This is a genomic window from Neisseria weaveri, assembly GCF_900638685.1.
GTDB lineage: Bacteria > Pseudomonadota > Gammaproteobacteria > Burkholderiales > Neisseriaceae > Neisseria > Neisseria weaveri.
The window spans coordinates 867,382-883,222 of the sequence record NZ_LR134533.1; the positions used below are offsets into that span (position 1 = coordinate 867,382).

The 15,841-nt window shown below is 46.1% G+C and carries 11 protein-coding genes, 2 tRNA genes, 1 rRNA gene, 1 pseudogene and 1 riboswitch; of the genes and pseudogenes, 8 read left to right on the plus strand and 7 right to left on the minus strand.

The features are described 5' to 3' along the window. Window positions 1-352 precede the first annotated feature (352 nt). From EL309_RS04240 to EL309_RS04250, 3 genes are all read right to left on the minus strand, one after another. A tRNA-Ala gene (locus EL309_RS04240) sits at window positions 353-428 on the minus strand. A 30-nt stretch (window positions 429-458) separates the two neighbouring features. After that, window positions 459-535, minus strand: a tRNA-Ile gene (locus EL309_RS04245). 80 nt (window positions 536-615) lie between these two features. Continuing rightward, a 16S ribosomal RNA gene (locus tag EL309_RS04250) occupies window positions 616-2,156 on the minus strand. A gap of 499 nt (window positions 2,157-2,655) precedes the next feature. Here EL309_RS04250 and thrB point away from each other — a divergent pair. Both thrB and EL309_RS04260 read left to right on the plus strand, forming a co-directional pair. After that, complete coding sequence (thrB, locus tag EL309_RS04255) at window positions 2,656-3,600, plus strand: homoserine kinase (RefSeq protein WP_036494171.1); 945 nt, start codon at window positions 2,656-2,658, stop codon at window positions 3,598-3,600. Between the two features lie 79 nt (window positions 3,601-3,679). Beyond that, a pseudogene (locus EL309_RS04260) lies at window positions 3,680-4,686 on the plus strand (IS5 family transposase). Between the two features lie 175 nt (window positions 4,687-4,861). Here EL309_RS04260 and EL309_RS04265 read toward each other — a convergent pair. The 3 genes from EL309_RS04265 to EL309_RS04275 form a co-directional block, all read right to left on the minus strand. Further along, the gene (locus EL309_RS04265; RefSeq protein WP_004283791.1) at window positions 4,862-6,028 is read right to left on the minus strand and encodes an HlyD family efflux transporter periplasmic adaptor subunit; all 1,167 of its coding nucleotides are present in this window, start codon (window positions 6,026-6,028) and stop codon (window positions 4,862-4,864) included. Window positions 6,029-6,097: 69 nt separating this feature from the next. Continuing rightward, window positions 6,098-7,411, minus strand: a complete 1,314-nt coding sequence (locus EL309_RS04270; protein WP_004285428.1) for a TolC family protein — start codon at window positions 7,409-7,411, stop codon at window positions 6,098-6,100. Window positions 7,412-7,459: 48 nt separating this feature from the next. Next, window positions 7,460-7,954 (minus strand): MarR family transcriptional regulator, encoded by a 495-nt coding sequence (locus EL309_RS04275; RefSeq protein WP_004283786.1) that lies wholly within the window; start codon window positions 7,952-7,954, stop codon window positions 7,460-7,462. A gap of 404 nt (window positions 7,955-8,358) precedes the next feature. After that, window positions 8,359-8,403, plus strand: a riboswitch (PreQ1 riboswitch). A 4-nt stretch (window positions 8,404-8,407) separates the two neighbouring features. On the opposite strand from EL309_RS04275, the gene queF reads away from it, so the two are divergent. Both queF and EL309_RS04285 read left to right on the plus strand, forming a co-directional pair. Continuing rightward, window positions 8,408-8,881, plus strand: a complete 474-nt coding sequence (gene queF / locus EL309_RS04280; protein WP_004283782.1) for a preQ(1) synthase — start codon at window positions 8,408-8,410, stop codon at window positions 8,879-8,881. 107 nt (window positions 8,882-8,988) lie between these two features. Next, on the plus strand, window positions 8,989-9,651 hold the full coding sequence (locus EL309_RS04285) for a 7-cyano-7-deazaguanine/7-aminomethyl-7-deazaguanine transporter (RefSeq protein WP_004283780.1): 663 nt from the start codon (window positions 8,989-8,991) through the stop codon (window positions 9,649-9,651). A gap of 70 nt (window positions 9,652-9,721) precedes the next feature. Here EL309_RS04285 and trkA read toward each other — a convergent pair whose 3' ends face one another. Next, the gene (gene trkA, locus EL309_RS04290; protein WP_004283779.1) at window positions 9,722-11,122 is read right to left on the minus strand and encodes a Trk system potassium transporter TrkA; all 1,401 of its coding nucleotides are present in this window, start codon (window positions 11,120-11,122) and stop codon (window positions 9,722-9,724) included. A 243-nt stretch (window positions 11,123-11,365) separates the two neighbouring features. Between trkA and EL309_RS04295 the strand changes: the two genes are divergently transcribed. From EL309_RS04295 to EL309_RS10680, 4 genes are all read left to right on the plus strand, one after another. After that, on the plus strand, window positions 11,366-12,889 hold the full coding sequence (locus tag EL309_RS04295) for a fumarate hydratase (RefSeq protein ID WP_004283777.1): 1,524 nt from the start codon (window positions 11,366-11,368) through the stop codon (window positions 12,887-12,889). Window positions 12,890-12,965: 76 nt separating this feature from the next. Next, window positions 12,966-13,358 carry a rhodanese-like domain-containing protein gene (locus tag EL309_RS04300; RefSeq protein WP_004283776.1) on the plus strand — a complete coding sequence of 131 codons (393 nt, stop codon included), beginning with the start codon at window positions 12,966-12,968 and terminating at the stop codon, window positions 13,356-13,358. A 292-nt stretch (window positions 13,359-13,650) separates the two neighbouring features. Beyond that, complete coding sequence (locus tag EL309_RS04305; RefSeq protein WP_040669769.1) at window positions 13,651-15,180, plus strand: catalase; 1,530 nt, start codon at window positions 13,651-13,653, stop codon at window positions 15,178-15,180. A gap of 506 nt (window positions 15,181-15,686) precedes the next feature. Beyond that, a complete protein-coding gene (locus EL309_RS10680) occupies window positions 15,687-15,839 on the plus strand; it encodes a hypothetical protein (protein ID WP_164717528.1) in 153 nt (50 codons plus the stop codon). The last annotated feature ends 2 nt before the right edge of the window (window positions 15,840-15,841 follow it).

Genomic DNA, 15,841 nt, shown 5'->3' on the forward strand with positions numbered 1-15,841 from the left:
AGTCTCTACTTTGACAAAGCTTACTGCTTGTTGTGTACCGAACTGTGCCTTTTGTATTTCACAGTCCGGTCGATACAATCATCACCCAAATACTGTTCGTTTACTCCCTACTATTTAAAGTAGTAAGTAATCTGTTGCATCAGCTTACTTACAGGGTAAACCAACATTTTCTTTGTTTGTTGATTTCGGCTTTCCAATTTGTTAAAGATCGTATGCTTAGAAGATTTTTTTCTTCACTTCGCAAATCAAAACGAGCTAGCTATTATAGCACTTGACTTGTTAAAGTCAATAAACTTGTTAAGTATACTTTACTTAATATACTTAACCAGCCAACTTGTTTTGATTTGGGAAGTGGTGGAGGCAAACGGGATCGAACCGATGACCCCCTGCTTGCAAAGCAGGTGCTCTACCAACTGAGCTATGCCCCCATTGTAGATGGCTCAACCTAACCTGTCGTTTGGTGGGTCTGGGAGGACTTGAACCTCCGACCCCACGCTTATCAAGCGTGTGCTCTAACCAGCTGAGCTACAAACCCAAGGCCTTTGTTTTCTTCCTTGCTTCTTTAAATACAGTTTACCGATAAGTGTGAGTACAACCAAACCTCTTTTTCTCTAGAAAGGAGGTGATCCAGCCGCAGGTTCCCCTACGGCTACCTTGTTACGACTTCACCCCAGTCATGAAGCATACCGTGGTAAGCGGGCTCCTTGCGGTTACCCTACCTACTTCTGGTATCCCCCACTCCCATGGTGTGACGGGCGGTGTGTACAAGACCCGGGAACGTATTCACCGCAGTATGCTGACCTGCGATTACTAGCGATTCCGACTTCATGCACTCGAGTTGCAGAGTGCAATCCGGACTACGATCGGTTTTGTGAGATTGGCTCCACCTCGCGGCTTGGCTACCCTCTGTACCGACCATTGTATGACGTGTGAAGCCCTGGTCATAAGGGCCATGAGGACTTGACGTCATCCCCACCTTCCTCCGGTTTGTCACCGGCAGTCTCATTAGAGTGCCCAACTTAATGATGGCAACTAATGACAAGGGTTGCGCTCGTTGCGGGACTTAACCCAACATCTCACGACACGAGCTGACGACAGCCATGCAGCACCTGTGTTACGGCTCCCGAAGGCACTCCTCCGTCTCCGGAGGATTCCGTACATGTCAAGACCAGGTAAGGTTCTTCGCGTTGCATCGAATTAATCCACATCATCCACCGCTTGTGCGGGTCCCCGTCAATTCCTTTGAGTTTTAATCTTGCGACCGTACTCCCCAGGCGGTCAATTTCACGCGTTAGCTACGCTACTAAGCAATCAAGTTGCCCAACAGCTAATTGACATCGTTTAGGGCGTGGACTACCAGGGTATCTAATCCTGTTTGCTACCCACGCTTTCGAGCATGAACGTCAGTATTATCCCAGGGGGCTGCCTTCGCCATCGGTATTCCTCCACATCTCTACGCATTTCACTGCTACACGTGGAATTCTACCCCCCTCTGACATACTCTAGTCACCCAGTTCAGAACGCAGTTCCCAGGTTGAGCCCGGGGATTTCACATCCTGCTTAAGTAACCGTCTGCGCTCGCTTTACGCCCAGTAATTCCGATTAACGCTCGCACCCTACGTATTACCGCGGCTGCTGGCACGTAGTTAGCCGGTGCTTATTCTTCAGGTACCGTCATCAGTCATGGATATTAGCCACAACCTTTTCTTCCCTGACAAAAGTCCTTTACAACCCGAAGGCCTTCTTCAGACACGCGGCATGGCTGGATCAGGCTTGCGCCCATTGTCCAAAATTCCCCACTGCTGCCTCCCGTAGGAGTCTGGGCCGTGTCTCAGTCCCAGTGTGGCGGATCATCCTCTCAGACCCGCTACTGATCGTCGCCTTGGTAGGCCTTTACCCCACCAACTAGCTAATCAGATATTGGCCGCTCGAATAACGCAAGGCCCGAAGGTCCCCTGCTTTCCTCCTCAGAGCGTATGCGGTATTAGCTTACCTTTCGGCAAGTTATCCCCCATTACTCGGTACGTTCCAATATATTACTCACCCGTTCGCCACTCGCCACCCAAGAAGCAAGCTTCTCTGTGCTGCCGTCCGACTTGCATGTGTAAAGCATGCCGCCAGCGTTCAATCTGAGCCAGGATCAAACTCTTATGTTCAATCTCTAACTTTTTAACTTCTGGTCTGCTTCAAAGAAACCGACAAAAATTTTATCTTGTCTGTTTTTGTCGCAGTGTGAGGCTCAATTGCACTCACACTTATCGGTAATCTGTTTGTTAAAGAGCGGAGCAGAATTATACACCACCAAAACATCTTGTCAATACCCGGCCTCAAAAAACTTAAAACCAATCATCAACTGTGGTATAATCTTCTGTTCTTTTTGCTTCACCGCGTCAGCAGCGAAGAACCGAACTATACGCCAACAAAAAACAATCGTCAACCAAAAAAACGGAAAATCCCTTCCTTAAATATTTAACTTGTTATTTTATATTTAAATTTAATTAATAATTCACATTCATTTTTAAATTTATTTCTACAGTTTTACTTCAATTACTTTGGTAATTTAGACAATCATCATTCGACACTTAATTAAATATAGATTATACAAAGGATGATTTGGTATGATTTGTGCCAAAATGTTTCTTTGGGATTTTGAATATGTCTGTTTATACAATGGTATCGGATGATGATATTAAATCGTTTCTAGATTTATATGATTTAGGGGCATTTATATCTTTGCAAGGTATTGCTCAAGGTATTACAAATAGCAATTATTTCTTAACCACAGCTTCCGGTCGTTTTGTTTTAACCATTTTCGAAGCGCTGAAACAAGAAGAATTACCTTTTTTCTTACTGCTTAAACAGCACTTAAGCAAACAAGGTGTTGCCTGTCCTAAGCCTATACAAAAAAAAGACGGTCACTTTGACTCTACATTATTGGGCAAACCCGCATGCTTAGTCTCTTGCCTCAAAGGGAGTGACACAAGTTGGCCGTCTGAAACACAATGCTTTAATGTCGGTGCCATGTTGGCCAAGATGCACATAGCAGGTCAAGATTTTCCAATTAAAATGGAGAATCCCCGAGGACATCAATGGTGGTATGATGCTAGCAAAAAGCTTGAAACTGTTATGGATGAGCAAGACTCCTTACTGCTACAGGAAGAGATTTCTTTTTTAAGCAAATTTCAAGATCATAAACTTCCCTCGGGCATTATTCACGCAGATTTATTTAAAGATAATGTGTTACTTGATGGAGAAAAGGTAGCAGGATTTATTGATTTTTACTATGCCTGCCATGGCAACTTCATGTACGACCTAGCTATTGCCGTAAACGATTGGGCAAGAACTTCCGAAAACACACTCAATAAAGACTTGGAACGTGCTTTCTTGGAAGGATATGAAAGTATCCGAGCTATTTCTAATGAGGAAAAACAATATTATCCAATTGCACAACGCGCCGGGTGCATCCGGTTTTGGGTTTCCCGATTGCTGGACTTCCACTTTCCTGTCGAGGGCGAGTTAACTTTTATTAAAGATCCTAACGCCTTTAGGGATTTACTGCTAAATCTACGTTCACAATCCGAACTCAATAATTCTAAGTAATAAAAATCGCAGCCTGAAACCTTTGCAAAATTCCCCGCAATCCCCTAAATTCCCTCCCAAGACATTTAGGGGATTTTTCATGAGCACCTTCTTTCAGCAAACCGCCCAAGCTATGATTGCAAACACATCGGCCGCTTCCCCCTGTTGAAGTTGGAGCAGGTGATTGATTGGCAACCGATCGAGCATTACCTCAACCATCAAAGAACCCGTTACCTTCGAGACCACCGCGGTCGTCCAGCTTATCCCCTGCTGTCCATGTTCAAAGCCGTTTTACTCGGCCAATGGCACAGCCTTTCCGATCCCGAACTCGAACACAGCCTCATTACCCGCATCGATTTCCATCTGTTTTGCCGTTTTGACGAACTGAGCATCCCCGATCACAGCACCTTATGCCGTTACCGCAACCGGCCGGCGCAAGACAACACCTTGGCCGAATTACTGGATCTGATTAACCGCCAACTGACTGACAAGGGTTTAAAAGTAGAGAAAGCATCCGCCGCCATCGTTGACGCTACCATTATTCAGACGGCCGGCGGCAAACAGCGTCAGGCCATAGAAGTGGATGACGAAGGGAAGGTCAACAGCCAAACCACACCGAGTAAAGACAGCGATGCCCGTTGGGTAAAGAAAGACGGCCGCTTCCATCCGGGCTACAAACAACATACCCGTACCGATGCGGAAGGCTATATTGAGAAACTGCACATCACTGCCGCCAATGCCCATGAGTGCAAACACCTGCTGCCTTTGTTGGAAGGCCTAGTCAAAGGCACGACTGTCTATGCCGATAAAGGCTACGACAGTATGGAAAACCGGCAACATCTGGAAGAACATCAGTTGCGGGACGGCATCATGTGCAAATCCCACCGCAACCGGCCGCTGACGGAAGCGCAAACCAAACGTAACCGACACTTATCGAAAACCCGTTATGTGGTCGAACAAAGCTTTGGTACGTTGCACCGCAAATTCCGCTATGGACGGGCAGCCTATTTCGGGTTGGGCAAAGTGAGGGCGCAAAGCCACCTGAAGGCGATGTGTGTGAACCTGTTGAAGGCGGCCAACAGGCTACGTGCGCCTGTTGCCATCTGAAAGGCAGCTCAGATACCCGATTATCGGGTATTTGAGGGGAATAAAGGGGATATTTAGAACGGAAAACAGCCGAAATCCTGTGTTTGGGTTTCGGCTGTTGGGTAAAGGGGCTATTTTGCAAAGGTCTCGGCCTTTTTATATGAATAAACTCAATTATTCGAACTTACCTGATTAACTATTTGCTGTTACGGGCATATTTTTCAAAAATATCATCAATTAATCTATCTGCTTGTGCCCAATCAATACCCGGCAATTCCTGCACATAAGACTGATTAGGAACTTCTACCAGCATTTTTGCAGAACCATCTTTAATGGCAGTATTTATGGTGACATTCATACTCAAACCGGATTTGAGTGGATAAGCCTGCAATTCTTTTTGCTGTAACGCAATACGAACAGAAATTAATGACATCTCAGGCAGCTTTTTTTGCTTTAAATGATGATTACTGGAAAAACCAACTACCTTCCCTGTATAGACAATTTCGCTACCATATAAGTCTGCCGTAATCTCTGCAGCCTGCCCCATTCTGACTTGACTCAGTTGTTTGGGATTTAAAAATGCATTAACCCACAAGCCCTGTTGGGCAAACAGCTTCATAACAGGTTCGCCAGCCGAAATTCTTTGCCCCGCCTGAATCCCATATACACTAACCTGCCCGTCTATAGGGGCTCTAATTTGCGTATATTGGAGATTTAGCCAAGCTTTTTTCAAATTATTGACAGCTGCTTGAATTTCGGGCTGATTACGTATACCAAGCCCACCTGAAAAACCCGTTTTCTTGGCTTGCTCTTCTGCTTCAGCAATTCTTAAAGATGCTTGGGCTTGCACTACCGCCGCTCTTGCATGGCTCAATTCTTCGTTTGAAATCGCCTCCGTTCCCAATAATGATTCACGACGACGCAAATTGGCTTGAGCTCTTGCCAGATCTGCCTTATGGGCCAAAACATTAGCTCTCAATTTCGACAAAGAAGCTGTTTTACCTTTATTCGCCTGTATTTCTTTAATCAAAACATTTTGAGCATCTTCATAGGCCGTCTGAAATTCCGTGTCATCCAATACCAATAACAAATCATTCTTTTTAACCTTACTTCCGTCATTCGCAACAATTTTTTTCACCACTCCGGATGCCTGGGGAATTACATAGGCAGAAGGGCCTGCAACATAGGCTTTATGGGTCGAGGCTTTATTTTTTTCCATCAAAAAATAATAAAGCACAATACCCAAACCTATTGCTATCGCCAACAAAACTGTAACTGCAAAACTGCGTTTTGAAGAAGATACGCTTTTTCTTGATTGCTTATAATCAAATTGAGAAGAATTTTTACCCGAATTCGAATCCATATTTAATGTCTCCTAGGATTACATTCAGTTTTTTTAATAAATTTATTGAACGCAGATGTCAATAGTAAATCAGAAGCTGCCGCCCAACTGTAAATACAAATTGCTCCATGACTGAAGCAACTCTTTTCTCGTATCCACCAACTTCATCTTGAGCGTTAATGCTTCGGCCTGATATTTGTCATAAGCCAATTTGTTTTCCAACCCTGCCTGAAAACGCTGCTGCAACAAACGCACCCTCTTTTCTGCACTACCCAATACCTGAATTTGAAGTTTTTCCTGATATTTCAACATATTGTATTCATTAACAGCATCTGTAGCAACACGCATTGCATTCAGCACTACTTGTTCGTAGTGCGAAATTTGTTCGTTATAAGGCATTCTTTTTAACTGCTGCCACAACTTACCGCTTTCTGCCGACTGCCTGTTATTTACAGAATCCCCATCAGAATATACATGTTCAGTAAAATCAAATTTATTCTGCTGGTTTAATAATATATCCGATGTTGAATTCCAATTTTTAGACACTTTCAACAAATCCTTATTATGCTGTTTTCCTTTTAACAAGACTTGTTGGAATAAAGCAATATCAGGTCGCTGCGACAATAAACCTACTTTAATCTTGGCAACATTCAATTCAGACGGCAAAACCTGCTTTTTCGGTTGGAAATCATATAAAGAATGCGGCGGCAATCCACACAAAACAGCCAAGCTATGTCTAATCGACATTACCTTGCGTTCAAGCCCGATACTCTCAACCAACATTTGTTGATAACGGGTTTCTTCCGCATAAAGCTCATTACTTGCCATAATTCCTGCATTGCGGCGTTGTTGCAATAGTTTTTGATTGTCTTTTGACAAAGCCATCTGCATTTTCAGCAGCCTCTGCTTCTCCATTAAAGCCTGCCATTCTGTGTATTTCGAAAAAACAGTATGCGCCATAAGCTGGCGCAATTGCAGGTATTCGTAAAACCAGGCTGCCTGTTGTGCAGAAGATACTTGAAAATAAGCATTATCCTGCTTGGAAAAAGCTAAAAAAGTTTGCTGATCGATTTTTTCAGACGACACACTCTGATGACCGGTCAAACCGCCTTTCGGCACAGTAATATCGACAATTTCAAAATTCGGCATGATTTCTGCCTGCTGCAGGCGCATTTTCATCAGCCGGATATCCTGAGCCCCAAATAAAGCCCGTTCAACCAATCTATTGAGTGATTTATCTTTTAACGGAACCCACCATCCTCTTTCCGAAGACAACATGGCATTTTTATCAAGCAAAAAATGCGCCGCTGATTCCTCCAACGGCGCAGGTTTATTGTTTGATGCACATGCAGTCAAAAGGGACAGCGCCAATATTCCCGCGCCGAATGCCAATGAATACTTCATCGCAACTACCCTGAATAAATTGGTAATTATCACATCCTAAAGTCAGAATCAATTGCCCAATTTAGTTAACAATTGGGTTAACAGATCTTCCAAGCGGTCGTATTCTTCTTCAGAGAAATTATTCCAAACCTCGCCGCTGTTGCTGGAAACTTTAGGCCAAACCTGACGAATAAACGATTCGCCATCTTCAGTCAATTTTAAAACGATTTGACGACGGTCTTGCTGGTTGATATGACGCTCAACCCAACCCTTTTCAACCATTTCATCCGACAAGCGTGTTGCGCTGGTACGGGTCAGATCCATCAAATCACTTAAGCGGGACGGCAAGATTTCGCTATTCGGGCTTGCATAGACAGCCATCATAGCAAACCACAGGTTTTCATTAATGCCGAATTCTTTCAAGCCTTCGTTTAAGTGCCCGCTCAAACGCTCTGTTACGATACGGAGCAAACGTGCCAATTGAGCTTGCTGAGTAGAGAAACCTGGCAATCTCTGAGAAATAAGATTCAATACATCATTGAGTTCGTTTTGTGAAAATTTCATTATTTTGTTCTCAACCAAATAAAATGCTATTTAAATATTATGTCTTTATTTATAAGACGTTACCCATAATATGACTCTTAGATTTAAACCGAACGTTTAAAAATATTCAGCTTATCTCTTGACTGATATATTAAACAAAATGGTCAATTAAATTACTAAAACCAGACAATCGGCTTACAGTCATTACAAACGGCTTATTAGTGGTTTGAGATAACAACAAACCAGCCAACGGGCTATTATTGATACCGATTATCTTCATTTACAGACACTAAATTTTATTTTGATAACAAATCTCCAATAATTTGTGTCCCAAACATGACTTGAAAACCAAAACAACACATAAAAAACAAAAAACTCCTAATTTATGCAATACAAAATAATTTTCTTGAATTAAAATAGCGTTTTCTACTGTGGTTCGAAAACCTCCCACATTAAAAAACTAAGGAATTGATTATGACCCGCAATACCGAAGAATTGTCCGGACTTACACTGCTCGGCAATCAAAACACCTTATATAAGACAAGCTACGCTCCAGAAGTTCTGGAAACATTTGAAAATAAACATTTAGATAATGATTATTTTGTAAAATTTATTTGCCCGGAGTTCACCAGTTTATGCCCGATGACCGGACAGCCGGATTTCGCAACCATCCATATCCGTTACATTCCGGATATTAAAATGGTTGAAAGCAAGTCTTTAAAACTTTATCTATTCAGCTTCCGCAACCATGGGGACTTTCATGAAGATTGTGTCAACATTATCATGAAAGACTTAATCAGAATCATGCAGCCGAAATACATCGAAGTGTTCGGCGAATTCACACCCAGAGGCGGTATCGCCATCCATCCTTTTGCCAATTACGGAAAGCCGGAAACCGGCTTTGAAGCATTGGCACGCGAACGTCTGTTTGCGCACGATATGCAATAACTTGCTTTCTTAAATTAACAATTAAATAAGTATCCTTATATTTTTCAGACGGCCTGTTATGCTGAAATATTTCAGGCCGTCTGAACATTTTTCCTGAAAGAAACACCATGTATCGTTTTTCTACACAGCAACAGCACAAAGCTTTGCTTTGGCTGAGTTTTTTCCATATCCTCATTATTGCCGCCAGCAATTATCTCGTTCAGTTTCCGTTTGAATTATTCGGGTTCCACACGACATGGGGCGCATTTACTTTTCCCTTTATCTTTTTAACCACCGACCTAACCGTCCGCATTTTCGGCAGACAATTGGCCCGTAAAATTATTTTTTGGGTGATGTTTCCTGCGCTTTTGCTTTCTTATGTTGTGTCGGTTTTATTTACGGAAGGCAATTGGTCGGGCTGGCAGCAGCTTGCTGCGTTCAATACTTTTGTAGGCCGTATCGCACTCGCCAGTTTCTGCGCCTATATTTTCGGGCAATTGCTGGATATCGCCGTTTTCGACCGTTTACGCCGTCTGAAATCTTGGTGGATCGCACCGACTGCTTCAACATTCATCGGTAATGCTTTGGATACGCTGCTGTTTTTCGCTATCGCTTTTTACGCGAGCTCAGATGCGTTCATGGCAGAGCATTGGCCCGAAATCGCTTTTGTGGATTATTTGTTCAAGCTGGCTATCTGTACGCTGTTTTTCGTACCGGCCTATGGTTTGCTGTTGAAGTTTTTAACTGTCAAACTGACTTCTTTAAACCATCCCAAACCTCAACCAAGCTGATGCCAACCTTTTTTAGGGCTATAAAAAAGGCCGTCTGAAATTTTCAGACGGCCTTTTTAACAAACTATACTTAACCGAAGAAGCCCATTTTCACTTCTATCAGTTTTTCCAATTCTCTCAACACTCTGCGGCGGGATACGAAGAAAATAATATGGTCGCCATCTTCCATAACAACATTTTCCTTATGTCCCATAATCACTTCGTCACCTCTAACTAAAGCGGCAAAATGGCAGCCGGAAGGCCATTTGATATCAGACACCCGACGCCCGACCAACGCGGACGTATGTTTGTCGCCATGCACAATTACCTCAATGGCCTCAGCCGTGCCGCGCCGCAACGGATGCACCGCCACTACGTCTCCTCGGCGAACGTGAGCCAAAATCGAGCCGATGGTAATCAGATGGGGAGAAACCACAATATCGATTTTGTTACCTTCCAGCAAATCGACATAGCTGGAACGGTTCACAATGGTAATAACGCGCTTGGCTCCTAAATTTTTTGCCAACAGGCTCGACATAATATTGTTTTCGTCATCATTGGTCAGTGCGCAGAAGACATCAATTTCATCAATATATTCTTCGGTCAGCAGGCTTTCGTCGGTTGCCGAACCGTTCAACACCAAGGCATTATCCAAATTTTCCGCCAACCACTCGGCACGGTGGTGGTTAAATTCGATAATCTTAATATCGTATTGCGATTCCATTTGCTTGGCCAAGCGGTAGCCGATATTACCGCCGCCGGCAATCATCACGCGGCGTGTTCTATGCTCGGTCGGACGCAGTTCACGCATAATGACTTTTACATTTTCCGCCGCTGCAACAAAACAAACTTCATCACCCTCGACAATCACGGTTTTCGCCGTCGGCACAATCAAACGGTTATTGCGGTAGATCGCACTGATTTGGCAATCCACACCATCGGGCAAATGGCTGTTGATTTGCGAAATTTCCTTGTTAACCAGCAAACCGCCATGGTGTGCCTGCAGAATAACCATACAGGCTTTTTCATCGGCAAAACGCAAAACCTGCAAAGCACTGGTATAGCTCAGCAACCCGGCCAAACGCTCGGTAACCAACTGCTCCGGGCTGATGGATTCGGTAACCTGAAACCAAGACAAAGCATCGCCGACACCGCCGTCTTCGGTTGCAAATTCCAAATAATCGGAAGAGCGGACCCTTGCCAAGCGGCTTGGAATATTGAATAAGTCTCCGGCAATCTTACAGGCTACCAGATTGGTTTCATCGCTTCGCGTCAATGCCAGCAGCAAATCCGCATCACCAGCTCCCGCTTTTTCCAGCACCACGGGAGAAGCACCATTACCCTGAATGGTTTGCACATCCAACCTGCTGCTCAAGTGCCGCAACGCATTTTCATCAATATCGATAATCGTCACATCGTTATTCGGCATGGCTGCAAGATTCTGCGCCACCGTCGAACCGACCTGACCGCTACCCAAAATCAGTATTTTCATAAAACCTGTCAGACTCAAAACGAATGACGCTTATTGTAAAACAAAACCGCCCCGACCGTATGCTTGAATATTCCCGCACAGGCCGTCTGAAAATTTCAGACGGCCTGTCGATTAAAGTGATACAGACAGATTCAGTTAAGATATGTACACATGCTGAATAAAGTGTTTAAATAGCAACCGATTACACACAACAACAATCAGACCGCCCCAAACGGCGGCAAACAAACTGCAAGGAACACAACCATGACCGTTATCAAACAAGAAGACTTCATTCAAAGCATTGCCGATGCTTTCCAATTCATCAGCTACTACCACCCCGTCGATTACATCCAAGCCTTATATAAAGCGTGGCAGAAAGAAGAAAACCCTGCCGCTAAAGATGCGATGACGCAGATTCTGGTCAACAGCCGCATGTGTGCCGAAGGCCGCCGCCCCATCTGCCAAGATACCGGCATTGCCACCGTGTTTTTAAAAGTGGGCATGAACGTGCAATGGGACGCGCAAATGAGCGTGCAGGAAATGGTCAACGAAGGCGTACGCCGCGCCTACACCCACCCCGACAACACTTTACGCGCCTCGGTTTTGGCCGACCCTGCCGGCAAACGCCAAAACACCAAAGACAACACGCCGGCTGTAATCCACATGGAAATCGTAGCGGGCGATAAAGTGGAAGTAACCTGCGCGGCCAAAGGCGGCGGTTCGGAGAACAAATCCAAACTCGCCATGCTCAATCCTTCCGATTCGATTGTCGATTGGGTGCTGAAAACCATCCCCACAATGGGCGCAGGTTGGTGCCCGCCCGGCATCTTGGGCATCGGCATCGGCGGCACGCCCGAAAAAGCGGCTTTATTGGCGAAAGAATCGCTGATGAGCCACGTCGATATTCACGAATTGCAGGAAAAAGCCGCTTCGGGCGCGGAACTCTCCACCACCGAAGCCCTGCGTTTGGAATTGTTTGAAAAAGTGAACGCGTTGGGCATCGGCGCACAAGGCTTGGGCGGCCTGACTACCGTTCTCGACGTCAAAATCTTGGATTACCCCACCCACGCCGCATCCAAACCTGTGGCTATGATTCCGAACTGCGCCGCCACCCGCCACGTTGAATTTGAGTTGGACGGCTCCGGCCCCGTGAAACTCGACCCGCCTTCATTGGAAGACTGGCCGGACATCACATACAGCCCCGACAACGGCAAGCGCGTAGACGTAAACAAGCTCACCAAAGAAGAAGTTGCCACTTGGAAAATGGGCGATGTGCTGTTGCTCAACGGCAAAATCTACACCGGCCGCGATGCCGCCCACAAACGCATGGCCGATATGCTCAACAAAGGCGAAAAACTGCCGGTCGATTTCACCGACAAACTGATTTACTACGTCGGCCCGGTTGACCCCGTGCGCGACGAAGTAGTCGGCCCCGCCGGCCCCACCACCGCCACCCGCATGGACAAATTCACCCGCCAAATGCTGGAGCAAACCGGCTTACTCGGCATGATCGGCAAATCCGAACGCGGTGCCGCCGCCTGCGAAGCCATTGCCGACAACAAAGCGGTTTACCTGATGGCGGTAGGCGGTTCGGCCTACTTGGTGGCCAAAGCCATTAAAGAAGCCAAAGTGGTGGCCTTTGAAGACTTGGGTATGGAAGCGATTTACGAATTTGAAGTGAAAGACATGCCCGTAACCGTGGCGGTGGACAGCAGCGGCCAATCCGTGCACGCCATCGCGCCGAAACAATGGCAGGCGAAAATCGGTTTGATTCCTGTTGAAGCCTAAACCGCTTTTGTTTACATTAAAGGCCGTCTGAATATTTTTCAGACGGCCTTTATCATTGACTGCAAAGGAGAAAATCATGCCAGTTACAAAAGGATTCCAAGCACTGGTTAACGAAGCCATGAGCCAAATCACCACGCACAGCGTGGAAGAAGCCCGCCGCCGTGCCGAATCGGGAAAAGCTACCTTAATCGACATCCGCGACATCCGCGAACTCGAACACAGCGGCAGGGTACCGAATGCGTTTCATGCGCCGCGCGGAATGCTCGAATTTTGGGTTGATCCCGAATCGCCCTACCACAAACCGGTTTTTGCCAACGAAGATACCGAGTTTATCTTGTTTTGCGGTGCCGGCTGGCGCAGCGCCTTAGCTACCAAAACCCTACAAGATATGGGCATGACCAATGTTTCCCACATTGACGGCGGTTTTGCGGCATGGAAGGAAAGCAACTCCCCAATAGAGAAAAAATAACGTATAATCAAAATACTAAAATCAATCAGGCCGTCTGAAGATTTTCAGACGGCCTATTTAAACCCTTTATTTATTAACAAACACAATTGAAAATAAATTATCAATTTAAAATATAAATTTTTAATCAGTTTCATAGTTTTAATAGCTAAAATTTTAATGTATAGTTAGCTCCATAGAAAAAAACAAAAGAAATACAGCCACAATCCAAAACACGGAAGGCCTGTCGCAAGACAATTGTTTTTACGCTTTCAAACAAATTAACGATATAACTTATTGCTGAAAGGAGCAAACCATGTCCAAATGTCCCGTAACCCATTTAACCATGAACAACGGCGCGCCCGTTGTCGACAACCAAAACAGCCTCACCGCCGGCCCGCGCGGCCCCTTGTTGGCGCAAGATTTGTGGCTGAACGAAAAACTGGCGAACTTCGTGCGCGAAGTGATTCCCGAGCGTCGTATGCACGCTAAAGGTTCCGGTGCTTTCGGTACGTTCACCGTTACCCACGACATCACTCAATACACCAAAGCCAAAATTTTCAGCCAAGTAGGCAAAAAAACCGAAATGTTCGCCCGCTTTACCACAGTAGCCGGTGAGCGCGGTGCGGCCGATGCCGAGCGCGACATCCGCGGTTTCGCCTTGAAGTTCTACACTGAAGAAGGCAACTGGGATATGGTGGGTAACAACACGCCCGTATTCTTCATGCGTGACCCGCGTAAATTCCCCGACTTGAACAAAGCGGTAAAACGCGATCCGCGTACCAATATGCGTTCCGCCACCAACAACTGGGACTTCTGGACTCTTCTGCCCGAAGCCTTCCACCAAGTAACCGTTGTGATGAGCGACCGCGGTATTCCTGCTTCTTACCGTCACATGCACGGTTTCGGCAGCCATACTTACAGCTTCATTAATGCACAAAACGAGCGTTTCTGGGTGAAATTCCATTTCCGTACCCAACAAGGCATTAAAAACCTGACTAACGAAGAAGCTGCCGCAATCATTGCCAATGACCGCGAAAGCCATCAGCGCGACCTGTATGAGTCTATCGAGAAAGGCGATTTCCCGAAATGGACCATGTATATCCAAGTGATGCCTGAAGCAGATGCCGAAAAAGTGCCTTACCATCCGTTTGACTTGACCAAAGTATGGCCAAAAGGCGATTACCCGCTGATCGAAGTAGGTGAGTTCGAGCTGAACCGCAACCCTGAAAACTTCTTTGCCGATGTTGAGCAATCTGCCTTTGCACCGAGCAATCTGGTTCCCGGTATCAGCGTATCTCCCGACCGCATGTTGCAAGCCCGCTTGTTTAACTATGCCGACGCACAGCGTTACCGCTTGGGTGTGAACCACCATCAAATTCCGGTGAACGCACCGCGTTGCCCCGTACACAGCAATGCCCGCGACGGTCAAGGCCGTGTTGACGGCAACTACGGCAGCACCCTGCATTACGAGCCGAACAGCTTCGGCCAATGGCAAGACCAAGCCCAATACGCCGAGCCGCCTTTGAAAATCAACGGTGATGCGGCACATTGGAACTACCGCGAAGACGACGCAGACTACTTCAGCCAACCGCGCGCGCTGTTCAACCTGATGAGCTGCGAACAAAAAGAAACCCTGTTCAAAAACACTGCCGCGGGTATGGGCGATGCGCTGGACTTCATCAAATACCGCCACATCCGCAACTGCTACGCTTGCGACCCGGCTTACGGCGAAGGCGTTGCCAAAGCACTGGGCATGACTGTGGCCGACGCGATGGCTGCCTACAAAACCGACCCGGCCATGGGCCAACCCGGTTTGCTCGACTTCAGCGACTACAAAGCATAAGCCGTTGCATAGTTTGAAACCTTATTGAATTAAGGTTGATTGGAAAGGCCGTCTGAACATTTCAGACGGCCTTTGGCGTTGCAATAGCAATCCCGTAGGGCGGGCATCCCTGCCCGCCGTTTGCTTTGTTAAACCAAGATAATCCGAAAGGCCGTCTGAAAAGAAAATTCCATACTTTCAGACGGCCTTTGGCTTTGCAACCTCGTAGGGCGGGCATCCCTGCCCGCCGTTTGCTTGATGATTCAAACCAAGTAAGAGACAGGCAGGGATATCCAAACACAAATAGGAGAGGCCGTCTGAAAATTGGTTGATGAGTTTTCAAACGGATTCAGACGGCCTCTCGTCTTTTGGATATTTTGTTTGCTGTTTCCTGTAAACGACCTGCAACGGCAGGCAAGGATGCCCGCCCTACGCAGGCCGTCTGAAAACTTGCCGACAAACCTTTCAGACGGCCTCTGCTCTTGTATTCAAAATTATTTGGATTCCGCGCGGGTTCGTGAAAGCAAATGATGTTCCGCTCTATTTCAAACCAAACCGTTTCACACCAACCAAGCAAACCCTCAACCGTAGGGCGGGCATCCCTGCCCGCCATACCTGTGAAGAGGCCGTCTGAAAAGCATTTTTCAGACGGCCTCTTCCCATTCACTTCATTCTGCTAAAC